This is a genomic window from Ensifer sp. (genome assembly GCF_035999135.1).
GTDB lineage: Bacteria > Pseudomonadota > Alphaproteobacteria > Rhizobiales > Rhizobiaceae > Ensifer.
The window spans coordinates 27,854-51,518 of the sequence record NZ_DASYGZ010000114.1 but is presented as its reverse complement, the minus strand read 5'-3'; the positions used below and the strand labels follow the sequence as shown (position 1 = coordinate 51,518).

Here is a 23,665-nt window from a genome sequence, read left to right as displayed (position 1 = left end):
ATTCAGCGCGTGCGAGGCCTATTCGTCGATGTCGACCTTGTCGAAGCGATGCGACCCCAAGGGCTCCATCACGTAGCCCTTCACCTTCTTCGACATCGGCAGCACGACCGTCGAGTGGGCAATCAGCACCCAGGGGGCCTGGTCGCTGATGATCGCCTGCGCTTCTTCGTAGAGCTTCGTCCGCTCGCCCTGGTTCGAGCTGGCGCGGGCTTTCTGGAAAATCTCGTCCAGCGGCTTGTAGCACCAGTTGGCATTGTTGCTGCCGCCGACGCCGGAGCAACTGAAGAAGTAGCTGAGCAGGTTGTCCGGGTCGCCATTGTCGCTCGTGCCGCCGAGGATGATGGCGCCATCGCGCGCCTTGTCCCGCGACTTCTTGAGGTATTCGCCCCATTCGTAGGAGACGATTTCGACCTTGATGCCGACCTTGGCGAGGTCGGCCTGCATCAACTCCGCTGCGCGGCGTGCATTCGGCATGTAGGGGCGGCTGACCGGCATCGCCCAGATCTTCATGCTTAGATCCTTGACGCCGGCCTCATCGAGAAGCTTCTTGGCCGCCTCCGGGTCATAGCCGTAGCCGTCGATGCCGCCATTGTAGCCCCACATCGTCGGCGGCAGTACGCTCTGGGCGATCTGGCCCATGCCCTGGTAGACCGACTCGACGATCGCCTTGCGGTCGATCGCCATGTTGATGGCCCGGCGCACCTCGAGCTTGTCGAACGGCTCAACGAGGGTGTTCATCGCCAGGTAGGAGACGTTGAGACCCGGTTGTTCCAGGACAGTGAGATCGGGATTTGCCTTCAGGCCTGCCACATCGGCCGGCGCTGGGTAAGGCGCAACATGGCATTCACCCGCCTGGAGCTTCTGCATGCGCGTCGTCGCATCAGTGGTGATGGCAAAGATCAGGTTGTCGATCTTTGGCGCACCATCCCAATAGTCGGCGTTGGCCGCAAAGCGGATCGCCGCGTCCTGCTGGTAGTCGACGAAGCGGTACGGACCCGTTCCGACAGGCTTGCGATCGAGATCCTCGCGGCGCCCTTCCGCCGCCAGCTTGTCGGCATATTCCTTCGACACGATCGAACCGAAGTTCAGTGCCAGCTTCGACGGCAGCGACGCGTCCGGCTGGTTCAGCACGAACTTGACGGTCCGATCATCGACCTTGACGATCTGCTTGATGGCCGCCGGCATGTCCATCGCATTGAACATCTCCCAGTTCGCGCCGGGGAAGTAGCTGTTCCATGGATCGGTCTTGTCCATCTGGCGATTGAAGGTGAAGAGCACGTCATCGGCGTTGAAATCGCGCGTCGGCGTGAAATCGTCCGTCGTCTGGAACTTCACGCCCTCGCGCAGTTTCAGCGTGTATTCGAGATTGTCGGCGGAAATGGTCCAGCTTTCGGCAAGGCCCGGAACGACATTTGTGGTGCCGGGCTCGAATTCGGTGAGGCGGTCATAGACCGTCTCGGCCGACGCGTCCCAGGTGCTGTTGGCCGAGTAGAGTGCGGCGTCGAAACCCTCCGGCGCGCCTTCGGAGCAATAGACGAGCGTCTTTGCCATGGCCGGCGTCAGTGCGGCGCCCGAAAGCATGGTTGCTGCAAAGAGCGTTACAAGCGTCTTGCGGGTGCGGGTGAATGTCACGTTCATTGATGTGTCCTCCCTGAAGGAATCGAATGCGATGTGCCGGCGGTGGCGCCGAAAAGATCAGTCGGCTCGGCCGGCCGTGGTGCCGAGCCCGCGGCCAGGCGTCCAGACCGGGTCCGGCGTGGTCCAGAGCACGTCGTTGCGGATCAGCTTCGCAAGTTCGCCTGCCTGCAGGTCGAGGAAACGCTCGCCCTTTTCGGCCGTGGCGCTGCGCGGATCGCCCCAGGTGCCGGTCACCGGCGCACGCTCGGAGAAGGAATAGAAACGCGACACGTCGGCCGGCACGTCGACGGGGTGCTGCTGGTTGCCGAAGGCCTGGCCGAACATCTCCGTCTTCACCGCGTCCGGAACGATCGCGAGCATCACCGAGGCCTCGCCTTCGCAGGCATGGTGCGCGCCCGTGTCGACCTCGAAGATCTTCGAGGCTTCCTCGGGCGCCAGCATCCAGGGCGTCGTGGCGACGATCGGCATGGCGAATTCGACCGCCAGTTCACGCACGGCAACGGCGAGCGGGTCCATGTTGCCGCCATGACCGTTGACGATGAACAGGCGCTGGAAGCCGAGCGTTTTCAGCGAGCGCACAATGCAGCGGATGAGGCGGCTCAGCGTATCGTAGTCGAGTGTGATCGTGCCGCCGAAGGGCAGATGGTGCTCACTCATGCCGGTCCACAGGCCCGGAAGCACGGCGACCGGAATGTCATCGGCAACCAGCCGGGCCGCGCGGATCGCAGCCGCGGATGCGCTTGCGGTATCGGTGATGACGGGCAGGTGCGGCCCGTGCTGCTCCAGCGAACCGATCGGCAGGATGGCCAGCGCGCCCGACTTGCCGGCAATTTCGCGCAGGCTCGGCGCGGTCATGCGCGCCCATTCAACTTCCTTCGTCATGTCAGGCCTCTTTCATGTCATCAAAGCAAAATCTGTTTGCCGCCACGCCGACGGCGCGCACCTTAGGTCTGGCGACCGCTGGCATCGACCCGCAAGGCCACCGCTCGCCCATCCGATTGCCGCAGGGTGACGAACGACGTCGAGCAGCGTTGGGTCAGTCAATCTCATCTCCGGCAACCGGCAGGGTCGCGAAAAGGCGGCCCCGAATGGCAAGATCCGCCCGAAGGCGGCGGCTACAAATTTGCACAGTCGGAAATATCAAGCAAATTATTTTTCCTATAAGAAAATTATATTTCTCAAACTATCGAAAGCGCGCATCAAATGTATAGACGGCCGCGCACCGCTGCGCGGGCGGCGGGCGCTAGCCTGAGTTGGCGCGTCCATGTTTTTACGTCTGCGCCAGGTGACACCGGACATGGCGGGCGCTCTCGCTCAGGCGCCGCAGCACCTGGCCAACCTCGCAGCCGCCGCCAATCCTGTCGCATCTCTGCCTGTAAAAGCAGCCGTCCGGCAGGTTGCGGTTGTTGGGAAGCTCGCCGGCGCGCACCTGAGCAATGTCCGGCAGCGGGCTTTCGAAACTCGGAGCCGCCGCCAGAAGCGTCTGGGTGTAGGGGTGACGGGGATTGCTGAGCACCGCGTCGGCCGGGCCGGATTCGACGATCTGGCCAAGATACATCACCGCAACGTCGTCGCAGAAATGGCGCACCAGCGCAACGTCATGCGAAATCAGGAGATAGGTGAGCCCGCGCTCTCGCTGCAGCTTCAGGAGCAGGTTGATGATCTGCGCCTGCACCGAGACGTCGAGCGCCGATGTCGGCTCGTCCAGCACCATCAGTTCCGGGTCCGTGCTGATCGCGCGCGCAATGGCGATGCGCTGGCGCTGGCCGCCTGAAAACTCGTGCGGCAGACGATCGAGATGTTCTGGTCTGAGCCCGACGGCGACGGCCAGTTCCTCCGCCTTCGCACGCAGTTCGGCCCTGCTGTGGCCGCCGCGAATATGCAGCGGCTCGCTGATCAGCCGCCAGACCGGCAGGCGCCGGTCGAGCGAGGATTGCGGGTCCTGAAAGACGATCTGCATCTTCTGCCGCAAGGCGCGCTTCCGCTTGCCCTCAGCCTTCTGGAAATCCTCGCCATCGATCGCCACCCTGCCCTCTCCATAGGGCGCAAGCCCGATGATCGCCTGGGCGAGCGTGCTCTTGCCGCAGCCGGACTCGCCAACGATGCCGAGGCTCTTGCCGGCGCTAACCGTCAGGGTCACGCCGTTGACGGCATGCACGTGGGATGTGGGGCGGCCGAGCCAGTTGCGCGACGCCGGGAAGCGAACATGGAGATCGCTGACCTCGAGGACCGGCCGCGTCAAGATATCAACGGCTTTCGTCATTGCCGGCCTCCCTGTCCTGGCAGCTCCGCCGCCACTCCGCGCCGCCAGCAGGCCACCTGCTGGCCACCCTCGCCCGCCAATTGCGGAGACCGGGATCGACATTGTTCGACCGCTTCCTTGCAGCGCGGCTGGAAGTAGCAGCCGGCCGGTGGTTGCAGGAGGTTCGGCACGGCACCGGGGATCGCCTCAAGGTCCTGTTTCGGCGCAACGCGCTCCGGCAGGCAGCGCAACAGCGCCTGGGTGTAGGGATGCTGCGGCGTCTCGAGGACGCTCCGCGTCGCACCGTGCTCCACGATCCGCCCGGCATACATCACATAGAGGCGGTCGCAGAGCTGCGAGACGACGGCGACATTGTGCGAGATGAAGACGACGGCGGTGCCCGTACGGCGGGCGCGGTTCTGGATCAGCCTGAGGATCACCGCCTGCACCGTGACATCGAGTGCGGTCGTCGGCTCGTCGGCGATGATGAGGCCGGGGTTGCAGGAGAACGCCATGGCGATCAGCACCCGCTGCCGCATGCCCCCGGAGAGCTCGAACGGATAGAGGTTCATGACCCGCTCGGGCTCGCCGATCAGCATGTCGGCGAGGATGTCGCGGGCGACGCGTCTTGCCTCGACAAGGCCGATTTCCTCGTGCCGCATGATGACGTCGGTCAGTTGCCTGCCGATGCGGATCGTCGGGTTCAGCGCGTTCATCGGCTCCTGGAAGATGGTCGAGACCACCTTTCCGCGCAGGTCCTGCAACTGACTGTCGTCCATGGACAGGGTGCTGTGGCCAAAGAGCCGGACGTTGCCACCGGTGATATGATAGCGCCCCTTGGGCAGAAGCCCGGTTGCGGCCATGGTCGTCACCGACTTGCCGCAGCCGGACTCGCCGACGATGCCGACGACCTCGGCCTTTGCGACGTTGATCGAAACGTTGTCGAGCGCCTTGACCGCGCCGCTGAAGGTTGGAAACTCCAGCGACAGATTGTTGATGGCCAGCGCCTGGCCGCGTGGTTCTGCCGTTCCCGTCGTCATCATCATCTGCCCCTCAAGCGCGGGTCGAGCATGTCGCGGATGCCGTCGCCGACGAGATTGCACCCCATGGCCGTGATCAGGATCGCCAGACCCGGAAAGGTCGCATACCACCATTGGTCGAGCATGTAGCTGCGGCCGCTGCTGACGAGCGCGCCCCATTCGGCGGTCGGCGGCTGGGCGCCGAGGCCGATGAAGCTGAGGGCGGCCGCGATCAGCACGACGCCGCCGAGATCGAGCGTCGCCTGGACGATGATCGGCGACGTGGCGTTTGGCAGGATATGCCAGCGCAGGATGTAGAACGGCGACGCACCATAGGTGCGCGACGCCTTCACGAAGACCTGCTCACGCAGCGACAGCGTCTGGCCGCGGGCGAGGCGCACATAGGCGGGGATCCGGACGATCGCGACCGCCAGCATCGAATTGAACAGGCTCGGGCCGAGCGCCGCTGCCAGCGCCATCGCAAGCACCAGCGCCGGGAGCGCGAGCACGACATCCATGAGCCGCATGATCGCCGTATCAACCCGGCCGCCGACCACGCCCGAGAAGCAGCCGATCAGCACCCCGACGGCCGTCGAAATCAGGACGATCATGAACGCGGCGCCACAGGAGGCCCTTGCCCCGAAGATGACGCGCGAGAACAGGTCGCGGCCGACCTCATCCGTGCCGAACCAATGGGCGGAACTCGGCGGCAACAGGCGGGAGGTCAGGGAGACCTTGTCGGGATTGTAAGGCGCGAGCCAGGGGGCAGCGACGATCATGACGAGAACGGCAAGGATGATCGCGACGCCGACCAGTGTCAGCGGACTGCGGCGGCTGAGATACCAGAGATAGCGCAGCCGATCGGTGAAGGGCCTGCTCCTGCGGGTCGCCACAGGGTCTGTCGGCGTGATGGCGGACATGATCAGACCTCCCTGATCTGCGGATCGGCGAGCATGTAGGCGAGATCGACCAGGAGGTTGATCAGCACATAGCCGATGGACGCAACGATGGTGAAACCCATGATCGCGGGAAAATCGAGCGTCTGGATCGAGGTGACGACATAGGTTCCCATGCCGGGCCAGGCAAAGATCGTCTCGGTCAGCACCGCCCCGTAGAGCAGATCACCGAGCGCCAGCCCGAGCAGCGTGATCGACGGGATGAGCGCGTTTCTGAGCGCATAGTTGAAGATGATCATGCCCTTGCGCAGGCCGCTCGCGCGCGCCGTGCGGATGTAGTCCTCCTGCAGCACGTCGAGCATCGAGGCGCGGATCTGGCGTGTGATCACGCCCATATTGGCAAAGGCGAGCACGAAGCCGGGCAGGATGATGTGGTAGAGCGCGCTGCGGAAAGCGTCGAAGCGGCCCTGCAGCAGCGAGTCCACCAGCAGGAAGCCGGTGATGCGCTCCGGTGTCGCGATGCCCATGGCGAGGCGCCCGCTGCCGGGCAGGATCTGGAATTTCGCATAGAAGACGTAGATCAGGATCAGGCCGAACCAGAACACCGGCATGGAGATGCCGCAGACCGACACCGTGCGCGCGACCTGGTCGATCGGACCATCCTTGTAGACGGCCGAGAGCACGCCGAGCGGCACGCCGAGACAGATCGCGATAAAGAGCGCGACCATGCCGAGCTCGAGCGTCGCCGGCAGGAAGGTGCGGATGTCGGCGGCAACGGGACGATTGGTTCTGAGCGACGTGCCGAGATCGCCTTGAAGCAGCTTGCCGATATAGATCGTGAACTGTTCGACGACCGGCCGGTCGAGGCCGAGCGTCCGCCTGACATTATCCAGTGTTTCGGCACTCGCCCGGTCGCCGGCGATCATGCGCGCCGGATCACCGGGAATGAGATGCGAGATCGTGAAGGTGATGACGGCGACCCCCAGCACCACGAAAAGCAGGAGGATCAGACGCGGAAGAATGATGCGGGTGATTGCCATGGACGCCAGCCCTTTCGGCAGGGAAACCCTGCCTTAAGCTATGGAAACGACGAAGTGCCGCCTCCGGAGCCATTTGCGGCCGCCGGCAGGCGTTTCCTCGATGGAGACCTCTTTCGGATCGGGTCGATCCGCCGGCTCACTCCGTCTTCGACATCGTTCCGAAGTTGTAGACCTGGATCAGCATGGGGTTGTAGACATAGCCCTTCACCGCGGCGCGGCGGGCAAAGATGTCGTTCTTTTCCATGATGTAGAGATAGGGCGCATCCTCGGTCGAAAGCTTCTGCGCTTCGATGTAAAGCGCCTTGCGCTTGCCTTCGTCGACGATCGAGGCTGCCTCTTTGACGAGACCAGTCACCTTGCTGTTACCGTAGAAGGAGCGGTTGCCCGGGCCGCCCATCTTGTCGGCGTCGAACCAGTAGTTCATGAACATGTAGGGATCGGCGAAATCGGGCGTCCAGGCGCCTGGCGCCATGTCGAACTTGCCGTTGGCGACCAGCTCTCGCTTGGTCGTGTCGGCGACCGACTGCAGATCGAGCTTGATGCCGATTTCCGAAAGCGAGGCTTGGAGGGCAAGGCCGACCGGCTCCCAGGCAGGATCGGCCTGCGAGAAGGTATAGGTCAGGTGGATGTCGCTCTTGCCGGATTCGGCAAGCAGCGCCTTGGCCTTGTCGATGTCGTAGCTGTACTGGAAGCCCTGCGGGTCGTGGCCCCACATGCCGCTCGGCACGGCGCCGCGCATTTGCTTGGCCTGGCCGAGCATGATGCCGTCGATGATCCCCTGATAATCGACCGCGTAGGAGATCGCCTGGCGCACCTTCGGGTCGTCCAGCGGCGGCTGGCGATTGTTCATGTATATGTAGTTCACATACATGCTCGGATTGCTCTCGACGACGACGGAGGCGTCTTTTTGCAGCGCTTCGGCCTGATCGAGCGGGATTTGTTCGATGATGTCGGCATCGCCGTTCGCCAGTTGCAGGCGGCGTGCCGACACGTCGCCGACGATGCGCAGAACGACCTGTTTCAGCGCCGGCTTGGCGCCTGCGTAGTGTTCGTTGCTATCGAGCACGATGCTCTGGTTCCGTTCCCAGGAAGCGATGCGATAGGGACCGCTGCCGGCCGTATGCTCGGCGAGCCAGGCCTTGGCCATGTCGCCGTCCTTCTCATGCTCCATCACCTTCGGATTGATGATCGCGGCACCGGAGACGGCGAGCGTCGAGATGAAGGGCGCAAAGGGTGCGCTCAGATGAAACCGCACCGTCTGGGGATCGACGACCTCGACCTCCTTCAGGACCGGAAACGCGTCCGACGGACCCGCTTTCAGCTTCATCAACCGATCGAAGCTGAACTTGACCGCCGCGGCATCGACAGGCGTGCCGTCGTCGAACTTGTGGCCATTGGCGAGCTTGAAGGTCCAGGTGAGGCCGGCCTCGTCAGCGGTCCAGCTTTCGGCGAGTTCAGGGCCGACTTCGGTCGATCCACCCTTGTAGGCGACCAGCCGCTCATAGGCGGCGTAGATCAGGGTGTAGCCGCTGTTGCTGATCTCGATACCCGGATCGGCGGTTGGTGGATCTTCCGCGCGCGCCAGCACCAGCACATCCTGCGCGGCGATCGCGCCGGACAGCGGCGTCGATGCCAGAAGCAGCGCAATACCGATCGATTTCCATTTGGAACCGTTCATCTCGTAGTCCTCCCCAGAACTGCGGCGCACGATGCCCTCCCGGCATTCACCGCCACAGCAGACTAGGAAAGGATTTTCCGAAGCGCAAGATTTTTTCCGATCATACGCTATTTTTGCGAGATCTAGTCCTTGTGCTTGATCGTCTGGGTGCTCTCGAGCGTCGAAACCAGCTCGGTCTCCGGCGTTGAGCAGACGCAGATGATCTGGGCCGGCTCGTCGCTGACGCTCAGATAGGCGTGGCCGGTCATGGCGTCGAAATAGGCGGAATCGCCCTTCTTGAGCCGGAGCGGTGCGTAGATCTCGGTGTGAAGCTCCAGTTCGCCGTCAAGAACATAGAAGAACTCTTCGCCCCGATGCCGGATAAGCGGCCCGAATTCCTCGAGCGTGCGGGCCCGTACGACGGCAAAGATCGGCACCATCGACTTCTTCGAGATCTCCGTGCACAGGTAGAGATAATCGTAGTTGTGGGTGATGATCGCCCGGCCGTCGCCGGTTCTTGTATATGTGCGGCGTCCCAAAAGGTTTTGAGTGTCCCCGGCTGGCGCCGGCGTGCCAAAAAGCTCGACGATATCGACCTTCAGCCCCTCAGCAAGCTGGATCAACCGATCGTAGGTCAGCTGCATCTGGTTGTTCTCGACCTTGGAAAGGGTCGAGACCGCAAGCCCGGTCATGGAACTGACTTCGGCCAAGGTCCAGCGGTTGCGGTTGCGAATATCCTTCAGGATCTCGCCGAGGCTGGATTTCGCGTCGGTCATCGTTGGCGTCTCCATTTGCCTGCAGCCATCGAAGTGCTCGCCGCTTTTCGCCCGCCCGCAACATAGAATCCGATTGGCATGATAGGAAAACCATTTCCTATAATACGTGACCGAAATCAACATCGTGTTGAAGGCAATCCCGGCCCCGCAACCCCATGCAGCCTTTCATCGCCTACTGCGCGAACGGATTGGCGACCTTCGGCCAATAGGGACGCTTCAGCTTGGTGAAGGCCAGGTCCTCGAATGTCGGCTGCAGGGCGCCGGGCGCGCTGACATAGAGAATCTCGTGCGCGATCGGTTCGAAGCCGGCGCGGAAATGGTTGCTGGATTTCACCACGACGATTTTCTTCTGCGCGGGGTCCAGCCCCAGCGCCGCCATGCATTCGGGATGGAAGGTCTGGGTGCGGACCGTGTTGAGCACGATGTCGATGCTGCCGGCAGAAACCCACACGGCATCGCCAATGCCAAGCGGGGTCGGCCCGAAACGTTGGGTGACGCCGGACGCCAAGCGCCTGACCGTCACCGTCAGGTCGATCGGGTCGCCGGAGGCCGGCCCTACCTTGCCGCCGATCCTGAGCGCCAATGTGGCGCCTTCTCCCGCCTCGCGGCACATGCGCACCGCAATCGGGTCCCAGTAAAGGCAGGAGGCCACGTCTTCGATACCGCGCTCGATGATGCGACGCAGGATGAAGGTCGAATCTCCCGGCGCACCCCCGCCTGCATTGTCGGAGACGTCGGCAAGCACGACGGGACCGCCCTTGGCGGCAACAGCACGGTCAAGCGCGGCGTCGATGCCGAGATAGTCTCCCCGCATGTCCTCGCGCGCCTCGAAGATTTCGCGACCGAAGGACCGGGCGATGCGCGACGCTTTTTCCGGATCGTTGTCGGTCACGACGAGCATCTTGGCGCCGACATCCTCGACGTCGCCCCAGGGAAAACCATGACCGAAGGAGACCGACAGCACGCCGTCCTGCCCTTCCATCGCCTTCATGCGGTCGACGATGCCGCGCAACGGCGCGCGATGCGGGTGGAAAGTGTTGATCATGCGGCAGTCATACACCCCCATGGCCGGCTTCACTTCGCCCGCGAGCGTGCGTTCCATCAGCCGGAACAGTTGCTCCGCAACCTCTTCGATGTCCGTGTGCGGGTATTCCTTGTAGGTGGCGATCATGGTCGCATTGGCGAGCATGCGTTCGGTGATGTGGCAGTGGAGATCGAGTTCGGCCGCAACCGACACGTCCGGCCCGACCACCTGGCGGACATGCGCAAGCAGATCGCCTTCGACGTCGTCGTAGCCATCAGCGACGCAGGCGCCGTGGAGGGCAAGCATGACGGCGTCGACCGGCATCGCCGCCTTGAGATTATCGAGAATGGTGGTGCGGAAGCTCTCATAGACCGACCGCGTCGTCCTGCCGCCGGGCTCAGCCACGGCGCACAGGCTCTCGACCACGTCCCAGCCGTTTTCCTCGGCGGCGTTACGCCAGACGAACATTTGGGATGAGCAGCAGTTGAGCGGCTTGCTGGTCGCGTCGCCATAGGCGATCAGGTTTTCGCCGAAAGCCTCGATGCCGGTCTGCATCGGCGAGAAGGTGTTGGTCTCCGTATCCAGCCCCGCGATGAAAAGTTTCATTTTCAGTCCCCGCCAATCAAGAAAGATATTTTCTAATCATAAAACTATGTTTATCGTCGGAAAGTCAAATGCATTATCCGCGCCATCGCGCGGCTGACCGGGAGGCAGGAATGCGCCTATATATTTCCGCTGACATCGAGGGGATCGTCGGGGTCGTCAGCCGCGACCACCTGGTGCCCGAAGGTTTCGAATACGAGAACGCCCGCCGCTGGATGACCGACACCGTGGTCCATGCCTGCGAGGCAGCACACGAGGAGGGCGTGGAGGAAGTCATCCTCAGCGATTCCCACGGAAATGGCGAGAGCATCCAGATCGACCGTCTGCCCGATTATGTGCGGATTGTCCGCAGCTGGCCGCGGCCGCTGATGATGATGCAGGGCGTCGAGCTCGGCTCCTTCGTCGGCGCCATGCTTCTCGGCTACCACGCCGGCGCAAGCCATATCGGCGGTGTGCTGTCGCACACGATCGGCGGCACGGCATTCGCCGAAGTGCGGATCAACGGCGTCGTCATGCCGGAAGCCGGCATCAACGCCGCGATTGCCGGGCACTTCGACGTCCCGGTGCTGCTTGCCTCCGGCGACAACGTTGCGCTGGAGGAAATCAAGGAGCGTATCGGCGACATCGTGACGGTGCCGGTGAAGCACGTCTACAGCACGCAATCGGCAATCACGCTGACACCCGCCGTCGCCCATCGCCGCATTCGCGAGGGCGTCAAGGCAGCGCTGGCGAAGGCCGGCTCGGCCAAGCCGTTCAAGCTGGAAAACCCGGTCCTCGAGATCGTCTTCCGCAACCGACTTCCGGCCGAGTACCTCTCCTATCTCAAGGGGATCGAACGCACCGACGGCTACACCATCCGCTACCAGGGCGACGACATGGTTGACATCTCGCGCTTCATCCAATTCGTAGTCGGCTACAATTCCCGCCTCACCTTCTGACGAGCATTTCCGCGGAACCCATTCATGACCACCTCTATCGTCCTCGGCGCCGGCATGGTCGGCGTCTCCACCGCGCTCGCGCTCCAGGAGACCGGGCACCAGGTGGTGCTCGTCGATCGCAAGGCGCCGGGCCGGGAAACCAGCTACGGCAACGCCGGCATCATCCAGACCGAGGCCGTCGAGCCCTACGCCTTCCCGCGCTCAGTGCGCGAGATCGCTTCGGTAATCCTGAAGCGGGGCAACGATGTCGACTGGCGGCTGCGGGACATGCCGCATCTGGCAGGGCCGCTCTGGCGCTATTTTGCGCAGTCGGCGCCTGCGCCCTATGCGTCAACCGTCGCAGCCTATTCGCAACTGGTGTTGCGCGCGGGCGAAAGCCATCAGCGCTTCATCGAACCCGCTGGGGCCGACGATCTGATCGTCCGCCAAGGGTGGCGCGCCGTCTATCGGACCGCCGAGAAATTCGAGGCAGCCGCCACCGCCGCCGAGCGGATGATGCAGGCCTATGGCGTGCCCTCCAACGTGATGAGCGCGGACGAACTCGCCGCAGGCGAGCCCCGGATGCGCCGTCGGCTGACGGGTGCCGTGCACTGGACCTCGCCTTGGACCTGTCTCGACCCGGGCGAGCTGGTCGCTCGCTACGCCGCCCTGTTCGCCAAGCGCGGCGGCGCTATCGTTCGTGGCGATGCAACGACCCTCCAGCAGCACGGGGCCGGATGGCGCGTGTCGTCGGTGGAGGGCACGGTGACGGCCCAAAACGCGATCGTCGCCCTGGGACCGTGGTCGCCGGTGCTCCTCAGGGCCTTTGGTTACCGGATACCCATGGTATTCAAGCGCGGTTACCATCGGCATTTCACGCTTGACGACGGGCCGCGCATCTCGACCTTGGATGTCGACAACGCCACCTTGATTGCGCCGATGAACGCAGGCGTCAGGGTCTTGACCGGCGCGCACCTGGCGCCGCCCGGCGCAGCGCCGGCGTCGCGGCAGATCTCGCATGCCGTCACCGCCGCGCGTGACCTCTTCGCGCTGGGCGACCCCATCGAAGAAACGCCATGGTCAGGCACGCGCCCCTGCATGCCCGACATGCTGCCTGTCGTCGGGCCCAGCCGGCACAAGGGGCTATGGTTCCACTTCGGCCACGGTCATCAGGGCTTCACCTTGGGGCCGACGACAGCGCTTCTGCTGGCCGAACAGTTTGACGGGCGAAGCCAGAATCCATTGGCCCTGCCCTTGATGCCATCGGCTCGAAACTGGGCGTAGCGCAAAGCGAGTTCACCCGGGGCCGACCTCGCAGCAGATGGCCTGATCAGGCTTCTGACGCGACGGGGCTTTTGGCTTGAGGCGAAATGCGTTCGAGCGGTCTCGCCGGCAACCTCGACGACCAGAACGCGCAGCAACTCGCGACCAGGGCAAGCGCCGCAAGGTTCGCTCCGACCCATGGGAGGGCGTCCACCGACAGGTTTACAAGCGCGATCCCCCCAACCACCGTCCCGAGCCCCACACCGATGTGCATCGTTGACAGGTTCAGGCTTATGCCGGCATCGGCCGTCTCCGGCCCGGCTGAGATCAGGAAGCTCTGCACCACCGGCGAGATCATCCAGCTGATGCAGGCCCAGACCATCAGCACGCCAAACATCACCCAGGCGGTGTCCTTGACCAACGGTATCGTGACGAGGGCGAGCAGGTACGCCAGCGGCGTCAGCAACAGGACGGTGCGCGGCGAAAACCGGTCGGCAAGCCAACCACCGAGATAGCCGCCGCTCACGCCGGCAACGCCAAGCACCGCGAACGCGATCGCGATGTTTTCCGTTGCAACGCCGGCAATCTGGACGAGGTAAGGGCCAAGAAAGGCAAACAGCACGAAGTGCCCGCCAATCATCAGGATGGAGACACACTGGCCCGCGACGAGCGGCGGTTTGCGCAGGTGGTCCAGATACCTTGGAAGGGCGGCTTCACGGCGCGCCGAGACCGGAACATGCCGCCAGCTTGCCAACCACACCAGGCCGGCAAGCAGGGATAGTGCGACGAAGACGCCCCGCCAGCCGATCAATCCGCAGATGAAAATCCCCGCGGGAACGCCGAGCACCAGCGAGCCACTGATCCCCATGAAAATGAGGCCGATGGCTCGACCTTTCATGTCTTTCGCGACCAGCTCTGTCGCCAGCATCGTTGCCAGAAGACAGACGGTCGCGCTCGCCATGGCCATGCCGATGCGGCCGACGACAAGCGTTGCGAAATTGGGGCTCGCTGCCGCAGCGAGATTGCTGACGATGAACAGGCCGAGCGCACACAGCAGAAGGCGCCTGCGTTCGATCCTCATCGTAAGGACCAGCGCCAGCGGCGCCGTCAAGGCAAACACGATCGAAAAAACGGCAGTCAATTGCCCGGCAAGCGCGATCGAAACGCCAAGCTCGCCCGCGACATCGGAGACGATGCCGACGATGATGTTTTCGGCGGTTCCTGTGGCAAATGTCGCAAAGGCGAGCAAGATAACGATAGGGTTCATGCGCACGTTCTCCCTGCATGATGACCCATGCGGGCACGAACGAGCGAACGTCCCGACATGGAATGGACATGTCGGGTTTCGAGGCAGAGCTTCGGTTATCCCATGGCAACTTGACTAGCACGTCGGTGTCCGAGCCGGAAGCCCCTCTCGGCCACCTATGCGGGCGCGGCGCCGTCAGCCACCCGCTTGCCGTCGCGGCCGATCGCACCGCAGAGGCCAGGTCACGACACCTCCCGCAAAGACAGCAAGCCAGACGACGACCGGTTGGAGCGGCAGCCTGGCGGCGTGATACAGCCACTGCCAGGGAGCGACGTCCGGCGCACTCAGGCTGTCCAGCGCATGCTTGATATTGGCCGGAAAGACGAGCACCGCATAAAGGGCGAGCGCGATGCCGGCATGTTTTCGAAGAGCCGGGATCAACAGGCCGATCGCTCCCGCGATCTCGCAAAGTCCTGTCAAGAGGATCACCTCTGGCGCGTCAGGCACCCACGAAGGGGTGATGGCGACAAAGGGCGCTGGAAGGGCCATATGCAGAACGCCCGCCGTTCCATATAGCGCGACCATGCCGGCCCTGCACCTCAACCGCCAGAGATCAACGCTCGTCATCTGCCGCGATCCGCTCTTCGATCGTCCTTGCCACGGCGTTCAGATCGACTTTCCGGCCGCTGATCTTTTCAATCGCCGCGACGGCCAGATCGCTTGCGACATAGTCCGACTTGTGCCCGAGATTGTGCACGACCAGCAGGCTTGCGCCGCGGATATCCCGGGCCAGGTGCCGCGCATGTACGTCGGGCGATACGATCCTGTCGACGTCGCCGGTGATGATGACCGTAGGCGCCTTGATCCTGTGGTATTTGCGACTTGCCGTCCGGGTCCAGTCGTTGAGTGCCGCCACTTCCTGTGCATTGTGCCGGAAGGCTGCGGGCCTGAGCGCCTGCAGGGTCCGGGCTTCACGAATGTAGTTTTTCGGCATCTTGTTCGGCGCAAACGTCGCGCGCGTCGCGCTGCCGATCGCAAGAAGCCCGATTGGTGGGGCGAGCAGAGTGCTGAAGAGCGCACCCGACACAGGAACGGCTGCTGCGTCATAATACCAGGCGACGCCACCTTTCCAGGGATAGACGGCGGGCGACAGGAAGACGAGACCGGCCACCCTTTCGGGATGACGCACGGCAAGGGCCGCTGCGATCGCGCCACCGAAGGAGTGGCTGACAATGATCGCCTTCCGGATCCCGCGCCTTTCCATAAGACTTGCGATGGCATCGGCCTGTCCGTCAGGCAGGATGTTTTCAGGTCCGCCGACGTCGGAGCCGCCATGTCCGGGGCGGTCAACGAACAGGAGCGTCGCTCTGCCTTCGAGCTTGCCGCGAAAGGCGTACATCGGGTCGTAAAGACTGGCGCTGGCACCGTGGATGAACACGATCGGCGGAAGGCCCGCCCGCTTGCCGGGTTCAAGAAGCACGCTGTTGAGACTGAAGCCGCCGATATCGATGCGAACAGGACGCGTCTCATTCGCGATCGCCCTGAGTGGATCGAAAATGGTCCCGATCAGAACCAGCAGGCCAAGGGCTACCTGAAATCTTGCGCGCGCGTTCATAGTGTTCCTGAAGAATAGCGACCTCCAGGCATATACGTGCGAGAACCGCGATCGGTTTCGGTTTGGCGTTCAGTGTGGTCCGCAATGCGGAGCGATGTGTCACGGCCTGCCTGCGAGCCGCAATCCTACCGGCTCGCAGGCGCGCGACCATAGAGCAGAAGCATGAAGATGATCACCACGCCGTAGATGATCTGGCGCCCGGCTTCCGGCATCTGCGTGACGGAGAGGATCGATTGCAGGAGCGTGATGAGAATGACGCCCGCGACCGTGCCGAGATAGGATCCCTTCCCGCCGAGGATCGAGGTGCCTCCGAGCACGACGGCAGCGATTGCCGGAAGAAGATAGGCGTCGCCCATGGATTGCGCCGCCTTCGAGGCGTAGCCGGCGAGCAGCACGCCGCCCAGCGCCGAAAGTCCGCCCGAGGCGGCAAAGGCAATCATGACGATACGGCGGGTGTTGATGCCGGAGAGATAGGCCGCACGCTCGCGATTGCCGATGCCATAGACCGCGCGCCCGAAGCCCGTCCGGCGCAGAAGGAAGACCATCGCCGCGCCGATCAGCGCCCAGATGAAAACCACATTGGGAACACCGGGGACCAGAGCGCCGGTGGCGAGATAGCGCATGGCTGCGGTGGCGGAATCCTGCGGCGAGAAGCCGCCCGTGTAGACCACCATCACTCCTTGAGCGACGGCATTGGTCGCGAGCGTCACGATCATCGAGGGGATACGCAGGTATGCCACGCCGACGCCGTTGATGAGGCCGATGCCGATGCCGCACAGGATACCGAATGGAATGGCAAGCGCGATCCCGACCGGACCGTAGGCCGCGGCCGCACAGGCCATCATCGCGCCCGTGGCAACGGTCCACGGCACCGAAAGATCGATCTGCCCGAGCAGGATGACGAGCATCATGCCGGTGGCGATGATGCCGAGGAAGGACGCCACCTTCAATTGCTGCAGCAGGTATTCCGGCGACAGGAAGCTGCGCGAATAGAGGCTGCCAAGGAAAAGCAGCAGCAGGATGCAGCCAAACGCGGTGACCACCGCCGGATCGAGATTGCGTATGAATGTCGATTTGCGTCCGGTTGCGCCAGTCATCGCCGTCTCGCTCACAGGAACCACTCCAGTCTATTGCGCACCCTGAAGAGCGCAAGGGCTCCGAGGCTGATGGCCGCCAGCAGGATCAATCCCTGGAACAGCGGTTGCCAGAGTGGATCGAGATCGAAAACGAACAACAGGTCGCCGATCGTGCGGAACGCCAGCGCACCGAAGACAGCGCCGATGGCGCTGCCCTTGCCGCCGAACAGCGAAACGCCCCCCAGCACCACGGCTGCGATCGAAAACAGCGTGTAAGCGTTGCCGCTGGCGAGCGCCGCGTCGCCGGTATAGGTGAAAAAGGTGAGGAACAGTCCGCCAAGGGCGGCCACCAGGCCCGCGAGGGTATAGGCGAGCAGCTTGCCGCGGCGGATCGGCATGCCGGACATGTAGGCCGCCGTCTCGGAGGAGCCTACGGCATAGGCCGCCCGCCCATAAACCGATCGGCTGAAGGGCACCCAGATCAGGACGACCACCGCTGCAAGCGCCACGAGGCTAGCCGGGACCACCCCGAAGATCCGTCCGGTCAGGGCATCGGCAAGGCCCTCGTTGACGGATCCGCCCGGAAAAGGCCGCAGCAACAGGGCGATGCCGAAATAGACCGCGCCTGTCGCGATCGTCGCCACGATCGGCTGCAGCCGCCCATAGATGACAATGGCGCCGTTGATCGCGCCGCAGAAGGCCCCAACGGCCAGGACGACGACGACACCGAACGCCGTCTCAAGCGGCGAGCCGACGACGAGCCACGAGGCCAGGCAGTTGGTGAGAAGGAAAATCATGCCTACCGAGAGGTCGATGCCGGCGGTGATCACCACCATGGTTTGAGCCATGGCGACAAAGGCGAGCAGCACGCCTTTGTTGGCGGCCGTCTGGATCACGTTGGCGGTAAAGCCGGCCGGATGGTTCGCCGTGTAGATAATGAACATCAGCACGAAGATCGCAACCGCCGTCAGGGTGCCCCGGTGCTCCGTCAGTCGGTACCGCCAGTCGTTCATTGGATGGACTCCCGATGGCTTGGGTCTGCGGATGGGATGTTGAGCGCGCTCGCAATCAGCGCGCGCTCCGTGATCTCGGCACCCGCAAGCTCTCGCTTGACCGCTCCGTCGTAGAGCACGAGGACCCGGTCGCAGCAGCCGATGAGCTCGGCATAGTCGGTCGAATAGAAAAGGATGGCCGCACCTTCGTCCGCAAGGCGCCGTAACAGCTGGTAGATCTCCTGCTTGGTACCGACGTCGATGCCGCGCGTTGGGTCGTTGAGGAGAACGATGCGCGGCTGCCGCATCAGCCATTTCGCAATGACGACCTTCTGCTGGTTGCCGCCCGAAAGCGCACCGACAGGAGCGTCAATGTTGCCCGCCTTGATGGCGAGCAGCGTCATCATCCGGTCGATGGCGCTCTCCTCCTTCGCGCGGTCGATGATCCCGCCGCGCGTCAGCCGATCGAGGGAGGCGAGCGAAAGATTGTCACGCACCGTCATCGGCAGCATCAGCCCCTCGGTCTTGCGATCCTCGGGAATGAGCGCCATGCCGATGCCGTGCCGACGCGCTTGCGCCGGGCTGCCGATGCTGGTCGCTCGGCCGTCGACAAGAACCGTGCCGCGCAGCCCGCGCAGGACCCCGAACAGCGCAAGAAGCAGGTCGCGCTGTCCTTGCCCGTCCAGCCCGCCGAGACCGACAATTTCGCCTGCACGCAATGAAAACGAGATGTCGTGAAGGCGGTTCGCCCAGGACAGATTTCGCGTCTCGAGCACAGGTTCAGCGGGAGCGAGCGGGCCTGGCTTGGGTGGATAGACGCTATGATATTCACGACCGATCATCATCTCGATGACCTCGCTATCGCTCCTTGACCCCGCCGCGTAGCTTGCGACCTTGCTGCCGTTGCGAAACACCGTGCACTCGTCTGCCAGTTCGGCAATCTCGTTCATCCGGTGGGAGATGTAGACAAGCGCCAGCCCCTCCGCACGCAACCGCTTCAACACGGCAAAGACCTTGGAAACATCGGCCGCCGTCAGCGCCGACGTCGCCTCGTCGAGAATGAGGATGCGCGGCTTGCGGGCGAGCGCCTTGGCGATTTCGACGATCTGCTGGCGCGACAGCGGCAGATCCTTGACCAGCGCCAGAGGATGGATGTCCGACGCACCGGCACGCGCCAGCGCCTCTTCTGCCAGGTGCCGCTGTGCCTTGCGGTCGATCATGCCGAACCGGGTCGGCGGATTGAAGATGACGATGTTGTCAGCGACGCTGAGTTCCGGGATCAGCGACAGCTCCTGGAAGACGCAGGCGATGCCGGCAGCGTTGGCGGCAGCCGGCGACGCGAACGCCACCGGCTGTCCATCGAGCGTCATCTTGCCCTCGTCCGGTCCCACGACGCCCGCCATGATCTTGATGAGCGTCGACTTTCCGGCACCGTTCTCGCCGAGAACGGCGTGAATGGCACCGGCCCTCACGGACAGATCGGCGTTTTCAAGCGCCCGCACCCCGCCGTAGCGCTTCGATATGCCTTCCATGCGAAAGAGCGGTGCGCCGCTTTCCATTGCGCTCTCCGGAAAACCGTTGTTGACGACGGGGCACGGCACAGGCGTGTCGTGCCCCGATCCTGATCGAACTACTGGTTTTCCTTGCTCTGCTTCATGATCTCCTGGGCGGAGAAGTTGATCCCGCAGGTGGGGAAGGAATTGCCGACAAAGAAATTGTCGGACTCGGCCTGGAAGTAATCCTGGCCCTCCTTGAAGTTCGGATCTTCGACGATGGCCAGCGGCAACTTGACCGACTGCGGCACCACCTGGCCCTCGAGTGCTGCGATCGCCGTCTTGATGGCGACGGCCACCTGCGCGGGTCCTGTTCCGGCCGACGAGCATTTCAGGCCGTCGCCGGCATGGGCCGCACAGAACTTGCGGAACCCGTTTTCGGTTTCGCCGCCGAACGGCACGAAGGGATGTTTGGCGTCGATCATCGCCTGCACGATGCCGGTATCCCCACCCTGGCCGGTAATGCCGTCGAAGGGGCCGCTGGTTGCGATTGCATCCGCCGTCACCTTCTGGGCGACACCGTCGTCCCATTTGCCCATGACCTCGACGACCTCGAACTTCTTGCCCGACGCCTGCAGCTTCTCATGGATGCCGTCGTGCCTGTCGGTATCGACAGACGTGCCGGCCACACCGCGCACCTCAAGCACCTTGCCGCCGTCAGGCAGATGTTTGACCAACCAGTCGCCCCACAGTTGCCCGAGCCCCTTCTGGTCGACGTTGACGTTGATGGCGTCCTCCGTGTCGAGGATGTTGTCGAAGGCGACGAGCACGACGCCCGCTTCCTTCGCCCGCTTGATGACCGGCGCAAATGCCGTCGGGTTCTGGGCGTTGACGACGATCGCGTCATAGCCGGAATCGATGAAGTTGTTGATCGCCGAGATCTGGGCGGGCACGTCCTCGCCCGTGGAGACGACCTTGAACTCCTTCAGCTTGGCTGCGACGTCGGGTTGGGCGGCATAGGCCTTGGCCGTCTGCACCATCTGGATACGCCAGGTGTTGGCAATGTAGCCGTTGGCCAGCGCAACCCGATACGGGCCATCCTTTTTCGGGAACTTGAAGAATTTCGTGTCCGCCGACCATGGCGCGAAACACTCCGGCTCGGCCGCAGGGCCTGAGACGATTTCCGGATCTGCATAGGCAGCAGATCCCAGCATGAAAAAGGCAGTGGCGGCAACGATGCCGCCAACGAGTGACTTCACCATCGACATTTCCTCCCATGGGCGCGCCACTTGTTTTGTTCTCCAGCCCGGGGCGGAAATCCTCCCCCGAACGGCACGAACTCCTGCGGCACCGGCACGCTGGATGCCTGCTTTCACCATTGACGAGGCGCTCTGGTCTCCTCCCGAAAACACCGCTGTCTCTTAATTAGGTAGCGCTACCACATACGATTGTAAAGTAACATTTGTGGATTACAGAGAACCGGATATCCCGGATTTCAGATCAATTTCAGCGCCAATTCGGCGTTCGCGCAGGAAGGCTATTCCCTTCCGTAATGATAGCGCTATCATATCGCCACGCCCAGAATACGTTCTTTGCCGCACGAGGGAGGCCCCATGGCCGAGGATTTCGAGATCGTGGACCCGCGCTTTGCCCGGCTGGTCAATCACAGCGCCCGGGTGGAACAGCTTTATACGGGATGTCGCTGGGCCGAGGGGCCGGCCTATTTCGCCGCCGGGCGCTATCTCTTGTGGTCGGACATCCCCAACGACCGGATGCTGCGTTATGACGAGACCGATGGGCATGTGAGCATCTTTCGGCAGCCATCGAACTTTTCAAACGGCAACACCTCCGATCGGCAGGGCCGCCTTGTGACCTGCGAGCACGGCGGCCGCCGCGTGACCCGTACGAACCACGACGGCAGCATCACGACCATCGCCGACCGCTGGAACGGCAAGCGCCTCAACTCGCCGAACGACGTCGTCGTGCGCTCCGACGGTTCGATCTGGTTTACCGATCCTGCCTACGGCATCGAGAGCGATTACGAAGGACACAAGGCGGAAAGCGAGATCGGCGCCTGCCATGTCTATCGTGTCGACCCGGCGACGGGCGCAGTCGCCGCGGTCATTACCGACATGGTGCGGCCGAACGGCCTCGCGTTCTCTCTTGACGAAAGACAGCTCTACGTCGTCGACACCGGCCGGACGCACGGCCCCGATCTTCCAGCCCACATGCGTGTCTTCAATGTCGACGAAGCGGGCACCGTGTCGGGCGGCAAGGTCTTTGCGGAGTGCACCGCCGGCCTGTTTGACGGTTTCCGTCTTGATGACGAGGGTCGGATCTGGACGAGTGCCCGCGACGGCATCCACTGCTATCACCCTGATGGCACCCTGCTCGGCAAGGTGAGAGTGCCGGAGAACACCGCCAACTGCGTGTTCGGCGGGCCGAAGCGAAACATCCTCTACATCTGCGCCACGAGTTCGCTTTATGCCGTTCGGCTGATGGTCAACGGCGCACGCCTCTACTGAGGCAGGAGGTCAGTCATGCCGTTCGTGCGGATCACCATTGTGCGTGAGGTCCTCGCCGACGATCCTTCGGCTAAGAAAGCTTCAATCGCAACCAAGGTCGCCACCGCAATTGCCGAAGCGACCGGCCTTCCCGAGCGTGAAATTTCCGTCGTGTTCGACGAGGTCGACGCCAGGAACTGGTATGTCGGTTATACCGATGTCGAGACCTTGCGCGCGCAAAGCCAGCAGGGGTCGACGTGACGGACGATATCGCCTCCAGAGACCAGAGCCGCAAGGCAAGCCGGCGCGGCAGCGGCAGGCCGACGATCGCCGACGTCGCAAAACTGGCCGGCGTCGCTGCGATCACCGTCTCGCGTGCGCTACGGGACCCATCGCTGGTTTCGGCCGAGCTGCGCGCCGAGATCGATACGGCAGTGAGCCAGCTCGGCTATGCGCCCGACCCCAATGCGCGCGCGCTCGCCTCTTCGCGCGCCGACGTGATCGGCGTTCTCGTTCCGTCGCTGACGAACATCGTTTTCGCCGACACCCTGCGCGGCATCTATGACGGGCTCGGCGACGGGCCGCTGCAGATCCAGATGGGCAACACCCACTATTCCCCGCGGGAAGAGGAACGGCTGATCCGCATGTTTCTGAGCCAGCGGCCATCGGCGATGATCGTGTCCGGCATCGACCAGACCGAAACGACCCGCAAGCTGCTCGAGAGTGCGGATTGCCCCATCGTGCAGATCATGGAGTATGGCGACGGACCGGTCGACATGCTGGTCGGGTTCTCCCACTTCGACGGCGGCAAGGTGGCCACCAACCATCTGATCGAGGCCGGATACCGCCGCATCGGTTTCATCGGCGCCCGAATGGATCCACGCTCGCAGCGCCGCCTCGCCGGCTATCGCTCGGCGCTGGAGGCGGCACAGCTCTTCGATCCCAAACTGGTGACCACCACGTTGACCCCGTCGCGCGTCTCGCTCGGCGGCCAGCTTCTGTCCGATGCACTGGCAAAGGTCGCCGATCTCGATGCCGTCTTCTGCAACAATGACGACTTGGCCATGGGTGTGCTGTTCGAGTGCCAGAGGGCAGGCATCGCGGTGCCGCACCGCATGGCAATTTGCGGCTTCAACGACCTCGACATGATGCACGTCGCCTATCCGTCACTCACCAGCATACGCACGCCGCGCTATGAAATCGGCCGACAGGCGGTGCTGATGGTGCTGGATCGGCTGGCCGGACGGCCGATTGCATCGCCAATCGTCGACTTGAGATTCGAGCTCAAAATCCGCGAAAGTACGATGCGATGACGATTATCCGGATGGCCGATCGTAGAACTGCCCGCGTCCGCCAGACCCGGCGCGTCGACTAAGCAATCCCCGCCGCCGTTTCAATATAGGCCGCAAGGCAGAGGGCAGAAACCGAAATGCTGGCCCACGGGGGCACCGTCTCTGTCAACCTCGTCGAGCAGACAGCGCCTGCGACAAGCAGGGCGCCGGCCAATGCGCCGTGCTGCGCAACCGCAAGGCCGATCGCACAAAGGCTCACGGCGCCCGCAAGGGTCGTGAGCGACGCGGCAGCCAGAGCGGCGTTCGTTTCCGCGGAGAAAACGACCTTGAAACGCGGCCAACTGAGAATGAAAGAGAGGAGAAGGAGCAGGA

Annotated in this window: 21 protein-coding genes; 5 read left to right on the top strand and 16 right to left on the bottom strand. The window is 63.3% G+C overall.

Going from position 1 to position 23,665, the window contains the following annotated elements:
- Nucleotides 1-18 precede the first annotated feature (18 nt).
- From VGO12_RS13355 to VGO12_RS13315, 9 genes are all read right to left on the bottom strand, one after another.
- The gene (locus VGO12_RS13355; RefSeq protein ID WP_414650717.1) at nt 19-1,638 is read right to left on the bottom strand and encodes an ABC transporter substrate-binding protein; all 1,620 of its coding nucleotides are present in this window, start codon (nt 1,636-1,638) and stop codon (nt 19-21) included.
- A gap of 57 nt (nt 1,639-1,695) precedes the next feature.
- Nucleotides 1,696-2,520, bottom strand: coding sequence for a creatininase family protein (locus VGO12_RS13350; protein ID WP_327513232.1), 825 nt, complete (start codon nt 2,518-2,520; stop codon nt 1,696-1,698).
- Nucleotides 2,521-2,908: 388 nt separating this feature from the next.
- Nucleotides 2,909-3,901: an oligopeptide/dipeptide ABC transporter ATP-binding protein gene (locus VGO12_RS13345; RefSeq protein ID WP_327513231.1), complete on the bottom strand. Its 993-nt coding sequence runs from the start codon at nt 3,899-3,901 to the stop codon at nt 2,909-2,911.
- Entirely contained in the window at nt 3,898-4,926 is a 1,029-nt protein-coding gene (locus tag VGO12_RS13340) for an ABC transporter ATP-binding protein (protein WP_327513230.1), read from the bottom strand. The genes VGO12_RS13345 and VGO12_RS13340 overlap by 4 nt, the downstream gene beginning before the upstream one ends.
- The gene (gene ddpC / locus VGO12_RS13335) at nt 4,923-5,819 is read right to left on the bottom strand and encodes a D,D-dipeptide ABC transporter permease (protein ID WP_327513229.1); all 897 of its coding nucleotides are present in this window, start codon (nt 5,817-5,819) and stop codon (nt 4,923-4,925) included. Before ddpC ends, VGO12_RS13340 begins: the two co-directional genes overlap by 4 nt.
- Nucleotides 5,820-5,821: 2 nt before the next feature.
- The gene (locus VGO12_RS13330) at nt 5,822-6,835 is read right to left on the bottom strand and encodes an ABC transporter permease (RefSeq protein WP_327513228.1); all 1,014 of its coding nucleotides are present in this window, start codon (nt 6,833-6,835) and stop codon (nt 5,822-5,824) included.
- 136 nt (nt 6,836-6,971) lie between these two features.
- On the bottom strand, nt 6,972-8,543 hold the full coding sequence (locus VGO12_RS13325) for an ABC transporter substrate-binding protein (RefSeq protein ID WP_327513227.1): 1,572 nt from the start codon (nt 8,541-8,543) through the stop codon (nt 6,972-6,974).
- Between the two features lie 92 nt (nt 8,544-8,635).
- Nucleotides 8,636-9,268, bottom strand: a complete 633-nt coding sequence (locus VGO12_RS13320; protein WP_327513226.1) for an XRE family transcriptional regulator — start codon at nt 9,266-9,268, stop codon at nt 8,636-8,638.
- A 172-nt stretch (nt 9,269-9,440) separates the two neighbouring features.
- On the bottom strand, nt 9,441-10,898 hold the full coding sequence (locus tag VGO12_RS13315; RefSeq protein WP_327513225.1) for a M81 family metallopeptidase: 1,458 nt from the start codon (nt 10,896-10,898) through the stop codon (nt 9,441-9,443).
- A 110-nt stretch (nt 10,899-11,008) separates the two neighbouring features.
- Here VGO12_RS13315 and VGO12_RS13310 point away from each other — a divergent pair, with 110 nt between their 5' ends.
- Nucleotides 11,009-11,833 carry a M55 family metallopeptidase gene (locus tag VGO12_RS13310; protein WP_327513224.1) on the top strand — a complete coding sequence of 275 codons (825 nt, stop codon included), beginning with the start codon at nt 11,009-11,011 and terminating at the stop codon, nt 11,831-11,833.
- A gap of 24 nt (nt 11,834-11,857) precedes the next feature.
- On the top strand, nt 11,858-13,096 hold the full coding sequence (locus VGO12_RS13305) for an FAD-dependent oxidoreductase (RefSeq protein WP_327513223.1): 1,239 nt from the start codon (nt 11,858-11,860) through the stop codon (nt 13,094-13,096).
- A gap of 46 nt (nt 13,097-13,142) precedes the next feature.
- Here VGO12_RS13305 and VGO12_RS13300 read toward each other — a convergent pair whose 3' ends face one another.
- The 7 genes from VGO12_RS13300 to VGO12_RS13270 form a co-directional block, all read right to left on the bottom strand.
- Nucleotides 13,143-14,342 (bottom strand): MFS transporter, encoded by a 1,200-nt coding sequence (locus VGO12_RS13300; RefSeq protein WP_327513222.1) that lies wholly within the window; start codon nt 14,340-14,342, stop codon nt 13,143-13,145.
- Nucleotides 14,343-14,516: 174 nt separating this feature from the next.
- Complete coding sequence (locus tag VGO12_RS13295) at nt 14,517-14,906, bottom strand: hypothetical protein (protein ID WP_327513221.1); 390 nt, start codon at nt 14,904-14,906, stop codon at nt 14,517-14,519.
- Between the two features lie 28 nt (nt 14,907-14,934).
- Nucleotides 14,935-15,936: an alpha/beta hydrolase gene (locus tag VGO12_RS13290; protein WP_327513220.1), complete on the bottom strand. Its 1,002-nt coding sequence runs from the start codon at nt 15,934-15,936 to the stop codon at nt 14,935-14,937.
- A gap of 125 nt (nt 15,937-16,061) precedes the next feature.
- Nucleotides 16,062-17,033 carry an ABC transporter permease gene (locus VGO12_RS13285; RefSeq protein WP_327513219.1) on the bottom strand — a complete coding sequence of 324 codons (972 nt, stop codon included), beginning with the start codon at nt 17,031-17,033 and terminating at the stop codon, nt 16,062-16,064.
- Nucleotides 17,034-17,044: 11 nt separating this feature from the next.
- Nucleotides 17,045-18,025: an ABC transporter permease gene (locus VGO12_RS13280; RefSeq protein ID WP_327513218.1), complete on the bottom strand. Its 981-nt coding sequence runs from the start codon at nt 18,023-18,025 to the stop codon at nt 17,045-17,047.
- Complete coding sequence (locus VGO12_RS13275; RefSeq protein WP_327513217.1) at nt 18,022-19,563, bottom strand: sugar ABC transporter ATP-binding protein; 1,542 nt, start codon at nt 19,561-19,563, stop codon at nt 18,022-18,024. The genes VGO12_RS13280 and VGO12_RS13275 overlap by 4 nt, the downstream gene beginning before the upstream one ends.
- A gap of 71 nt (nt 19,564-19,634) precedes the next feature.
- Nucleotides 19,635-20,759 (bottom strand): sugar ABC transporter substrate-binding protein, encoded by a 1,125-nt coding sequence (locus tag VGO12_RS13270; protein ID WP_327513216.1) that lies wholly within the window; start codon nt 20,757-20,759, stop codon nt 19,635-19,637.
- A 351-nt stretch (nt 20,760-21,110) separates the two neighbouring features.
- On the opposite strand from VGO12_RS13270, the gene VGO12_RS13265 reads away from it, so the two are divergent.
- Genes VGO12_RS13265 through VGO12_RS13255 form a run of 3 tightly spaced genes read left to right on the top strand, consistent with a single transcriptional unit; the run spans nt 21,111 to nt 23,314 of the window.
- Nucleotides 21,111-22,022 (top strand): SMP-30/gluconolactonase/LRE family protein, encoded by a 912-nt coding sequence (locus VGO12_RS13265; RefSeq protein ID WP_327513215.1) that lies wholly within the window; start codon nt 21,111-21,113, stop codon nt 22,020-22,022.
- A 15-nt stretch (nt 22,023-22,037) separates the two neighbouring features.
- Complete coding sequence (locus VGO12_RS13260) at nt 22,038-22,262, top strand: tautomerase family protein (RefSeq protein ID WP_327513214.1); 225 nt, start codon at nt 22,038-22,040, stop codon at nt 22,260-22,262.
- On the top strand, nt 22,259-23,314 hold the full coding sequence (locus VGO12_RS13255; protein ID WP_327513213.1) for a LacI family DNA-binding transcriptional regulator: 1,056 nt from the start codon (nt 22,259-22,261) through the stop codon (nt 23,312-23,314). The genes VGO12_RS13260 and VGO12_RS13255 overlap by 4 nt, the downstream gene beginning before the upstream one ends.
- Nucleotides 23,315-23,665 lie beyond the last annotated feature (351 nt).

What these genes read in the sequence shown, in the direction of transcription:
- VGO12_RS13355 (WP_414650717.1), bottom strand. Translation starts at nt 1,638, where the DNA reads ATGAACGTGACATTCACCCGCACCCGCAAGACGCTTGTAACGCTCTTT.
- VGO12_RS13350 (WP_327513232.1), bottom strand. Translation starts at nt 2,520, where the DNA reads ATGACGAAGGAAGTTGAATGGGCGCGCATGACCGCGCCGAGCCTGCGC.
- VGO12_RS13345 (WP_327513231.1), bottom strand. Translation starts at nt 3,901, where the DNA reads ATGACGAAAGCCGTTGATATCTTGACGCGGCCGGTCCTCGAGGTCAGC.
- VGO12_RS13340 (WP_327513230.1), bottom strand. Translation starts at nt 4,926, where the DNA reads ATGATGATGACGACGGGAACGGCAGAACCACGCGGCCAGGCGCTGGCC.
- ddpC (WP_327513229.1), bottom strand. Translation starts at nt 5,819, where the DNA reads ATGTCCGCCATCACGCCGACAGACCCTGTGGCGACCCGCAGGAGCAGG.
- VGO12_RS13330 (WP_327513228.1), bottom strand. Translation starts at nt 6,835, where the DNA reads ATGGCAATCACCCGCATCATTCTTCCGCGTCTGATCCTCCTGCTTTTC.
- VGO12_RS13320 (WP_327513226.1), bottom strand. Translation starts at nt 9,268, where the DNA reads ATGACCGACGCGAAATCCAGCCTCGGCGAGATCCTGAAGGATATTCGC.
- VGO12_RS13315 (WP_327513225.1), bottom strand. Translation starts at nt 10,898, where the DNA reads ATGAAACTTTTCATCGCGGGGCTGGATACGGAGACCAACACCTTCTCG.
- VGO12_RS13310 (WP_327513224.1), top strand. Translation starts at nt 11,009, where the DNA reads ATGCGCCTATATATTTCCGCTGACATCGAGGGGATCGTCGGGGTCGTC.
- VGO12_RS13305 (WP_327513223.1), top strand. Translation starts at nt 11,858, where the DNA reads ATGACCACCTCTATCGTCCTCGGCGCCGGCATGGTCGGCGTCTCCACC.
- VGO12_RS13300 (WP_327513222.1), bottom strand. Translation starts at nt 14,342, where the DNA reads ATGAACCCTATCGTTATCTTGCTCGCCTTTGCGACATTTGCCACAGGA.
- VGO12_RS13295 (WP_327513221.1), bottom strand. Translation starts at nt 14,906, where the DNA reads ATGGTCGCGCTATATGGAACGGCGGGCGTTCTGCATATGGCCCTTCCA.
- VGO12_RS13290 (WP_327513220.1), bottom strand. Translation starts at nt 15,936, where the DNA reads ATGAACGCGCGCGCAAGATTTCAGGTAGCCCTTGGCCTGCTGGTTCTG.
- VGO12_RS13285 (WP_327513219.1), bottom strand. Translation starts at nt 17,033, where the DNA reads ATGACTGGCGCAACCGGACGCAAATCGACATTCATACGCAATCTCGAT.
- VGO12_RS13280 (WP_327513218.1), bottom strand. Translation starts at nt 18,025, where the DNA reads ATGAACGACTGGCGGTACCGACTGACGGAGCACCGGGGCACCCTGACG.
- VGO12_RS13275 (WP_327513217.1), bottom strand. Translation starts at nt 19,563, where the DNA reads ATGGAAAGCGGCGCACCGCTCTTTCGCATGGAAGGCATATCGAAGCGC.
- VGO12_RS13270 (WP_327513216.1), bottom strand. Translation starts at nt 20,759, where the DNA reads ATGGTGAAGTCACTCGTTGGCGGCATCGTTGCCGCCACTGCCTTTTTC.
- VGO12_RS13265 (WP_327513215.1), top strand. Translation starts at nt 21,111, where the DNA reads ATGGCCGAGGATTTCGAGATCGTGGACCCGCGCTTTGCCCGGCTGGTC.
- VGO12_RS13260 (WP_327513214.1), top strand. Translation starts at nt 22,038, where the DNA reads ATGCCGTTCGTGCGGATCACCATTGTGCGTGAGGTCCTCGCCGACGAT.